The organism is Cohnella lubricantis, from assembly GCF_014212015.1.
Classification (GTDB): Bacteria; Bacillota; Bacilli; order Paenibacillales; family Paenibacillaceae; genus Cohnella; species Cohnella lubricantis.
Window position 1 is genome coordinate 1 of record NZ_JACJVN010000074.1, and the last position, 8,836, is coordinate 8,836.

The 8,836-nt window shown below is 58.9% G+C and carries 8 protein-coding genes; 7 read left to right on the forward strand and 1 reads right to left on the reverse strand.

Annotated elements, in window-relative coordinates; genetic code table 11:
* Positions 1-232 precede the first annotated feature (232 nt).
* From H4Q31_RS17945 to H4Q31_RS17955, 3 genes are all read left to right on the forward strand, one after another.
* Positions 233-487 (forward strand): hypothetical protein, encoded by a 255-nt coding sequence (locus H4Q31_RS17945; RefSeq protein ID WP_185180444.1) that lies wholly within the window; start codon positions 233-235, stop codon positions 485-487.
* A 276-nt stretch (positions 488-763) separates the two neighbouring features.
* Positions 764-1,528, forward strand: a complete 765-nt coding sequence (locus H4Q31_RS17950; protein ID WP_185180445.1) for a sulfite exporter TauE/SafE family protein — start codon at positions 764-766, stop codon at positions 1,526-1,528.
* Positions 1,529-1,604: 76 nt separating this feature from the next.
* On the forward strand, positions 1,605-2,297 hold the full coding sequence (locus H4Q31_RS17955; protein WP_185180446.1) for a TVP38/TMEM64 family protein: 693 nt from the start codon (positions 1,605-1,607) through the stop codon (positions 2,295-2,297).
* A 61-nt stretch (positions 2,298-2,358) separates the two neighbouring features.
* On the opposite strand, the gene H4Q31_RS17960 is transcribed toward H4Q31_RS17955, so the two are convergent.
* Complete coding sequence (locus tag H4Q31_RS17960) at positions 2,359-2,973, reverse strand: hypothetical protein (RefSeq protein ID WP_185180447.1); 615 nt, start codon at positions 2,971-2,973, stop codon at positions 2,359-2,361.
* A 127-nt stretch (positions 2,974-3,100) separates the two neighbouring features.
* Here H4Q31_RS17960 and H4Q31_RS17965 point away from each other — a divergent pair, with 127 nt between their 5' ends.
* From H4Q31_RS17965 to H4Q31_RS17980, 4 genes are all read left to right on the forward strand, one after another.
* The gene (locus H4Q31_RS17965) at positions 3,101-4,042 is read left to right on the forward strand and encodes an alpha/beta hydrolase (protein ID WP_185180448.1); all 942 of its coding nucleotides are present in this window, start codon (positions 3,101-3,103) and stop codon (positions 4,040-4,042) included.
* 197 nt (positions 4,043-4,239) lie between these two features.
* Positions 4,240-5,175 (forward strand): ArsR/SmtB family transcription factor, encoded by a 936-nt coding sequence (locus H4Q31_RS17970; protein WP_185180449.1) that lies wholly within the window; start codon positions 4,240-4,242, stop codon positions 5,173-5,175.
* Between the two features lie 296 nt (positions 5,176-5,471).
* Complete coding sequence (locus H4Q31_RS17975) at positions 5,472-6,809, forward strand: family 43 glycosylhydrolase (RefSeq protein ID WP_209703645.1); 1,338 nt, start codon at positions 5,472-5,474, stop codon at positions 6,807-6,809.
* 9 nt (positions 6,810-6,818) lie between these two features.
* Positions 6,819-8,573 carry a glycoside hydrolase family 2 protein gene (locus H4Q31_RS17980; protein WP_185180451.1) on the forward strand — a complete coding sequence of 585 codons (1,755 nt, stop codon included), beginning with the start codon at positions 6,819-6,821 and terminating at the stop codon, positions 8,571-8,573.
* Positions 8,574-8,836: the final 263 nt, after the last annotated feature.

Below are 8,836 nucleotides of genomic sequence, written 5' to 3' on the forward strand. Positions count from 1 at the left end.
CTAACTCGCTCCGCCAAGGGCGCCACGCAGTCGAGTTACCCGGAAAAACCGGGTAACTCCCCTCGCCAAGGGCGCCACGCAGCCGAGTTACCCGCCACAACCGGCTAACTCGCCCAGCTTAACTTTGTACGGCTAACAAACAAACTATCGCATCCCTAAGACATTCGGTCCGATACCGGCGAATGTCTGTTTTTTTTCGTTGCCGTGCGGAGCTTGCCGTCCGATAGGGACTGTGCGACCGGGACAATCTGTATATCGGGATGAAGCGGATGCCTCTGTCCTGTCCGGCAGTCCGGTAACCGGGAAGCTACTGCGCCCATTCCCGTTCGTTATCCGGAATGAGCAGTTCTTCCGGGCAATCGGCGTCGCCAATCAACGTCCTCTCTTCATCGACGAGCCCGGCGAGCGCCTATTCAAGAACCATGTGAAAATGACGCCTACGAAGTACAGACAGGCGTTCTACAAGCTTCACATGAATTATCATTGAGGCGGACAATGGCGGTGAATAGGTGGATCAAACAGACATGTGCCCGACGTGATCGACCAGAACTATACGGTCTACTTCCCGATCCGCCGATCGATGCCGTCAAAAGCTTCCTCTCGATGGAAGCCGGGAGATCGAGCCTTGCCGAGTCTATCTCGCTCTTGAACGAATTGCCGCCGGCGAGTATCATCATCTCATTGACTCAATTCGCGCCAGACGATTGGCGAATCGCGCGTATGGTCCAACAATCGTCGCAGCAGCTGGAGGGAATCGTAACAGATGGAGCACATAGACTTGGCATGGCTGCTGATCATCGCAGGCGGAGGATTCATCGCGTCCTTCATCGATTCGGTGGTCGGAGGAGGAGGGTTAGTGTCGCTGCCGCTCCTGCTGGCAACCGGGATGCCCGCCGCGACTGCGCTTGGAACGAACAAGCTGGCCGGCACCTGCTCCTCGCTTACCAGCACCCTATCCTTTATCGCATCCGGCAAAATGAACTGGCGTCTCGTGCTGCGCCTCTTCCCGCTAACGCTGGCGGGAGCTGTCGGCGGCGCCTTCGCGGTCCGCCATCTGCCCTCCGACTGGCTGAAGCCGCTCGTCGTGGTCATGCTGCTCCTCGTGACGGTATATACATTCGTCAAGAAAAGCTGGGGACAGCGCTCCACCTACAACGGCTTATCGGCCCGATCGGCAGTGCTCATGGCGGCTGCCGCGTTCGGGCTCGGCTTCTACGACGGCTTCTTCGGTCCGGGAACCGGCTCGTTTCTGATCTTTCTGTTCCTCGCGCTAGGGTTCGACTTCGTGACGGCCGCCGGCAATGCCAAGGGCTTGAACTTCGCCAGCAATATCGCCAGCTTGGCTGCGTTCGCCGCTTTCGGACTCATTCATTACGGCTACGGCCTGCCGATGGGCGCGGCGATGATCGCCGGTTCTCTGGTCGGCTCCCGGCTGGCGATACGCAAGGGCGCGTCGTATGTCCGGCCGCTGTTCCTGGTGATCTGCTGCGTGCTGATCGGCAAGCAAGCATGGGATTTGTTGACCTAGCAAATTTGGAGATCGTCCTTCCCATCCGGTATGATACGGTTGTCCAACTACCAAGTCTACGGGAAGGGGCGCCTCCTTGAGACGTTCAACAATATTCAAAGCTGCCGCCATCGCTCTCTTCGTCTGCGCCTTGCTATGGGTTGATTTTCACTATTTGAGGATAACGCCGGAGACGATTCGCGGCTGGATGCTGTCCTTCGGCTGGGTCGCTCCTGTCGTCTACATCGGCTTGTATATCGTCAGGCCATTCACGCTGTTCCCCGCCTCCGTCCTCGCTCTCGCAGGAGGACTCGCGTTCGGCGCTTGGCAAGGCATGCTCTACACCATTCTCGGCGAGGTGCCCGGGGCGGTGCTGTCGTACTGGCTTGCCCGCGGCGCCTTCTCGGGAATGTTCCGCAGCGCATCGAATGACTCCAGGCTGCATAAGCTGGAGGCTGCCATGAAGCGGCGGGGGTTCCCTGTCGTTCTGCTGCTTCGGCTGGCGCCGTTCGTGCCGTTCGACCTAGTCAGCTATGCGGCAGGCATCGCCCGGGTTCCGCTGCGCGCCTACGTCCCCGCGACGTTCATCGGCGCGCTCCCCGGAACGTTCGCCTACTGCTTCCTCGGCGCCAGCTTCACGCATGGCGGTTGGAAGGAGATCTCGATTGCTGCTCTTGTCTTCGTCGCGGCTGTTGCGATACCGTTCCTGCTGCGGGGCAGGGTGGAGAAGCAGGTGGAGGAGCAGCCTCCAGATCGGCGCAGGCGAAGGTCGGGCGGGGAAGCAAGCTAGCTTACGGTTTAACCAATGAAGGGGGAGACGCTGCGGCGTCTCCCCCTTCGTCACAGGCGGTTCAGAAGTTATCGGCGTTGATGTAGAACAGCTCCACCAGCATGGTGCTGTTCGGTTCTGCCGGAGCATCCAGCATCGCAGCAGGAACGACGTACCCGTTGTACTGGATACGTGCGTTGACGCGTCCGCCGACGGGAACGCCGGATACGGCGATCATGTAACCCTCCGGTCCGAAGGCGATGAGTCCCGTCCTGGCCAGCGCTTGACGGATCGTCATGCCCGGAGAGTAGGGGGCGAAGACCGGTCTCGTCACTTGCGGGAACGCGAAGCCGCCGCTGATCCAGATCGTGATGCGGGAAGGCGGCGCGGGCGGCGGCATGAGGCTCTGCCCGGGGGAAGGCGAACCGACAGCCCTGGCAGATCCATCGGAATCGCTGGGAGCTATCGCGCGTTCATGCTCCGGGAATACCCACCATGGAATGCGCCTCACAGGCGGCGTCTGCAGTTCGGAGCCGTTGCTTTGATGCAGCCTGACTTTGCTTGCGTTGGCGGCGGGCCGCTTCTTGACGGCGGCCGGAAAGGCTCGAGCCTTCGACTTCGCCGTTAGCGAGAGTTGGGCTTGATCCGAGCGGCGTCTCGGGCGCGTTCGGCGGGCCGCCGATCGTGATCTCGGCATGTTGCGCTCCTCCTTCTAGGCGAATGTGCGATTATTGCACCATATGCGCATGCCTATCCGCGCGTGCCGATCGAAGAAGGCAGATGTATAATGTTACCTATCAGAGACAGAGGGAGAGCGATAAGGATTGTTGTCGATAGTCGAATGGATTCTTCTCATCATCGTTATGGTAGCGGTCTTAGGCTTCTATTTGATATGGCAAATAACGGTCAAGGCGCAGCATCCGAGGATCGTGCGCAACGAGCAGCCGCCGCAAGTGCCGCTTGAGGAAGTGAGCTGGGAGAGCGGGGGCGAGACGATTCGGGGCTGGCTGCTGACCCATCCCGAAGATGGACAAGCGCCGCCAGTGCCGGTCATCGTCGTCGCGCATGGCTGGGGTTCGAACCGTTCGCGGATTCTGCGGTACGCGCTGCCGCTGCACGAAGCGGGCTTCACCGTATTGACCTACGATGCCCGAAGCCACGGAGAGAGCGGCCCTGCCAAGGCGCTGACGGGGTTGACGTTCCGAGACGACCTGCTGGCCGCATTGGAGTGGATTCGCTCTAGAGCAGACCTGGACGCCGAACGCATAGGCGTTCTGGGCCACTCGGTCGGCGGCTTCGGCTCCGTTCTCGCGCTGGACGTCGGCGCTCCGATCCGGGCGCTCGTCACGGACGCGATGCCGGTTCGCTTCGACACGATGGTTGAGGCTGAATTGCGCCGCAAGGGAATGCCGGCTTTTCCGCTGGCGAAGCTGATCGGAGCAGTGATGCTTCTGCGCAGCGGCATCTCCCGGCGGTTCCTGAATCATTCCGCTCCCGCTCGCATATTGGCGGACAACGAGCTCGGCGCGAAGGTGCCGGTGCTGCTCATCCATTCCCGGAGGGATACGTTCATTCCGCCTTCCGAGCTTGAGCATGTCGCGGCGAAGGTGCCGAACGTGAAGCATCTATTCGTCGAGCCCGAAGGGCACAGCGTATCCGAGCAAGACCCTGCCTTCTGGCGGGAGGTGCTCCCGTTCTTCCAGACCCATCTGCGGACAAAAAGGAGGCTTGCAGCATCAGCCGCAAGCCCGGGAGAAAGTATATAAATGAAAAGGGGGGTCATGTAAGTATTGTACCCCTCTTAGATGAAAGGTTAATGAAGGGCGTATTACGGTTGTATTACAAACAGCGCGCAATATATTAGCCAAAGTTTGTTTTAATCCAAATATCTTGATTTTAATTAAGGAGAAGTGTACACTTCGTGTAGTATATATCTCAATTTCAAGAAAAGGCGGTGGGAAGCGTGCTGGAGCTGAATTTTGGAGATCCGGAGAAGCTGGTGAGGGTCTCGCACGCCTTGTCTACACGCTCGCGGGTCGATATCCTCCGCCTGCTCAGCTCGCAGAAGCTGAATGTGGTCGAGATCGCCGAAGCGCTGCAGCTGCCGGTATCGACGGTAGCGAACAATGTCAAAGTGCTGGAAGCGGCCAAGCTGATCAATACCGAATTGCTGCCGGCTTCGCGCGGGGCGATGAAGGTGTGCAGCCGCAACTACGACGATATTCACATCGCCTTTAATCAGGATAAATCGATGCCCAAGGGGGCGCAGCACGTCTACGAGATGGAGATGCCGATCGGCTATTACAGCGACTGCGAGGTCTATCCGACCTGCGGGATGGCGAATGCGGACGGCATGCTGATCCGGGAGGACGAGCCGGCCAGCTTCTATCATCCGAAGCATGTCGGCGCGCAGCTGATGTGGTTCCGCAAAGGCTACGTGGAGTATCTCATTCCGCTGGAGCTGCCGCCCAAAGCCCGCATCGAATCGCTCGAATTGTCGCTGGAGCTGTGCTCGGAAGCGCCGAACTACGACAACAATTGGCCCTCCGACATCACGTTCTGGATCAATGGAGTGGAGATCGGAACGTGGACGAGCCCCGGCGACTTCGGAGATCGAAGAGGCAAGCTGAACCCGGCATGGTGGCTTGACTGGACGACGCAGTACGGATTGTTGAAAACGTGGCGGATCGACGGGGAGCGAACGACCCTCGATATGGACAAGGCCTCAGATGCGACAATCCACGATCTGAAGCTTATCTATCGCCCTAATGTGAAGCTCCGGATCGGCGTTAAGCCGGACGCGGTTCATCAGGGAGGCGTCAACCTGTTCGGACGCCAATTCGGGGATTATGAGCAGGATATCATCATGAGAGTCCATTATTCATTGGAAGAAGCGTAAGCCGCATCGCATAATAAGCCCTTAGTTACAAATACATTGTAACTAAGGGCATTTTTGATGATATTTGTTACAAAATATGAGTATGAAATCGTTGACAATCGCTATTTTCACCTCTATCATAAGGATTAAACATACAAGAAATATGTAATAAAACGATTGTTATGCTTGTGTTGCTCAATCGGTAGAGGGGCGTGGAATCGATGAATCGATGGACTCGAATCGCATCGGGGTGCTGTGTTGCGGCAGCGCTTTGTCTCTCGGGATGCGATATCGGAGGCGGAGAAGGAGGCGGAAGTGTGCAAACATCGACTTTTGCAAATCCGATTATGAACGGCGGGGCTGATCCGTGGGTGATCAAGCACGACGACGGTTATTATTACTACACGCATACGGTAGGCAATGCCATTCAAGTGTGGAAGTCCCGTTCGCTGACGGACATGGCCGCAGCGGAGACGGCGGTCGTCTGGACGCCGCCGGCGGAAGGCCCGAATTCGAAGGAGATCTGGGCGCCGGAGCTTCATTGGATCGATGGCAAGTGGTACATCTATTACGCCGCGGACGACGGCCGCAACGAGAACCATCGCATGTTCGTGCTGGAGTCGGCAACCGACGACGCGTTAGGCGAATATGAGGATCGCGGGAAGATTACCGACCCGACCGACAAGTGGGCAATTGATGGGACGGTCCTTCACAAGTCCGACGGGTCGCTGTACTTCGTCTGGTCCGGCTGGGAAGGCGACGTGAACGTCAGCCAGCGACTGTACATCGCGCCGATGAGCAATCCGTATACGATCTCCGGCGAGAGAGTCGAGATCTCAAGGCCCGAGCTGGCTTGGGAGACCGTCGGGGAGCCGACCGTGAACGAAGGGCCGGAAGTGCTCATCTCCGATCAGAAAATCAATATTGTCTACTCGGCCAGCGGGAGCTGGACGGATGATTATACGCTCGGCTTGCTGTCGAGCGATCCGGACAGCGATCTGCTCGATCCGGCGTCCTGGACGAAGAAGCCGGAGGCGGTGTTCGCCAAGACGGACCGCGTCTTCGGTCCGGGGCACTGCTCGTTCGTGAAGTCCCCGGACGGCAAGGAGGACTGGATCGTCTACCACGCGGCCGTCACGACGGGAGCGGGCTGGAGTCGCAACGTTCGCGCGCAGCCGTTCCAGTGGAACGAAGACGGCACGCCTAATTTCGGCGAGCCTGTCTCGCCGGGCACGTTCCTCGCGCTGCCATCCGGCGAGCCTGCGCGCGTTCGGCTGGAAGCCGAGGAAGCGAAGCTGGAAGGGCTTCAGGTTACGGAGCATGAGGAAGCGTCCGGCGGCCAGGTCGTCGGCGGATGGACGGGCGAGAGCAGCATCGAATGGGAGATTGACGTTCCGGAGAACGGACTCTATCGGCTGGCGCTGCGCTATTTGAATGAGGCGGCCATACCGCAGCGGCTCCATATGACGATCGGCGGCAAGCTGCGCGTCGATGTGACGCTCGACACCGGGCTTAAGGGCGAATGGTCGAACGCGTTCATTCCGGTCGGATTGAAGCAAGGCCGCAATACGATCAAGCTGAGCGGAGGGACCGCGCGGCTGTCGCTGGATGCGATCGACGTGCTTGGCCCCGAAGCAGCTTCCGATAAGGAGTAGGTGAGAGAGATGGCGATTGGCAGCTACCGCAAGGATTATCCGCGGCCGCAATTCGTGCGCGAGGATTGGCTTAATCTGAACGGAGAATGGGACTTTCGGTTCGACGACGCGGACGAAGGGGAGACGGGCGAATGGTATCGCGCCTTCTCGGGCGACCGCAAGATCGAGGTTCCGTTCGCCTATGAGACGAAGGCGAGCGGCATCGGAGAGGAGAAGTTCCATCCGTACGTCTGGTATCATCGCACGTTCGGCGTCCCGGCCGGTCAGGAAGGGAAGCGGGTCTTGCTGCATTTTCAAGCGGTCGATTATGCGGCCAAGGTGTGGGTCAACGGCGAGTACGTCGGACGGCACGAAGGCGGCTATTCGGCGTTCACGTTCGACGTGACGCGATTCGTGAAGCCCGGGGAGGGGAACGCCGTTGTCGTCAAGGCGGAGGACAGCGACAGCTGCACCCAGCCGCGCGGCAAGCAGCGGTGGCGCAAGGACAACTTCGGCTGCTGGTACGTGCAGACGACCGGCATCTGGCAGACGGTATGGCTGGAATTCGTGGAGCCGAGGCATCTGCATTCGGTGAAGATCACGCCCGACGTCGACGCCAACGCCGTGCGCTTCGACTACCGGTTGGAAGGCGCGCCGTCTCCGGATCTGAAGCTGACGGCCCGCATCACGATGGACGGCGAGCTGATCAAGGAGCTAAGCGTCGCCGCGGACCGCGCTTACTTGTCGGCGGGCGTGGAGCTCATCAGCGAAGCGCGGGAATGGCGGGTCGAGCATTGGAGCCCGCATAGCCCGAAGTTGTACGAGGTCGAGTTCACGCTGGCGGACGGAGGCAAGGTCGTGGACCGCGTGTTCTCGTATTTCGGCATGCGCAAAGTCTCGATCGAGAAGGGCAAGGTGCTGCTGAACAATCAGCCGATCTACCAGCGACTGATTCTGGACCAAGGGTATTGGCCGGACAGCCACTTGACGCCTCCTTCGGAGGAAGCGATTATCGCGGATATCGATCACATTCTGGCCATGGGCTACAACGGCGTCCGCAAGCATCAGAAGATCGAAGACCCGCGCTTCCTGTACTGGTGCGACGTGAAGGGCGTGCTCGTCTGGTCGGAGGTGCCCGCGGCTTATGAATTCAACGACGAAGCGGTGGAGCGGTTCACGAAGGAATGGCTCGACATCGTGCGGCAGCATTACAATCATCCGTGCATCATTACTTGGGTACCGTTCAACGAGTCCTGGGGTATCGGCAATATTTTCACCGACCGGAAGCAGCAGCTGTTCACCGAGTCGATCTATTATTTGACCAAGTCGATCGATCCGCATCGTCCCGTCGTCGTCAATGACGGCTGGGAGCACACGATCTCGGATATCCTCACGCTGCACGATTACGAGGAATCGGGCGCGGCGTTCCTGAAGCGTTACGCGGACAAGGACATCATCACGGACAACGAGATCGCGCACAACAAGCACAAATACGCCTTGGCGCAAGGCTACGCGTACCGCGGCCAGCCGATCATCATCAGCGAATTCGGCGGCATCGCGTTCCGCAGCGACAAGGGATGGGGCTACGGCAATCAGGTCGATTCCGAGGCGGCATTCCTGGAGCGGTTCCGCGGCATTACCCAGGCGATCAAGGACGTCGACTACATCTGCGGCTATTGCTACACTCAAGTGACGGACGTTCAGCAAGAGGTGAACGGCCTGCTGACGGAGGCGCGCGAGCCCAAGGTCGATCCGGCGAAGATTCGCGAGATTAACTTGGCATGATATAAAAAGTGGGCTCGCGGCTTCAGGCCGCGAGCCCAAGAGAGGTATATAAATGAAAAGGGGGGTCATTGCCTTTATATTAACCCTCGAATATAAACGCAGGGTGAAAAGTATATTACGGTTGTGTTGCAAATCCGCTTCGATTCGGTAACGAGGCGTTGGCAGCGTGCAGCCGATGAAGCAGGGGGAGCGCCGGCGACTGGGCGTTCCCCCTGTTTTAAGTCGGATAGGAGGGCGAGTTAGCCGGTTAACCCGTGCAACTC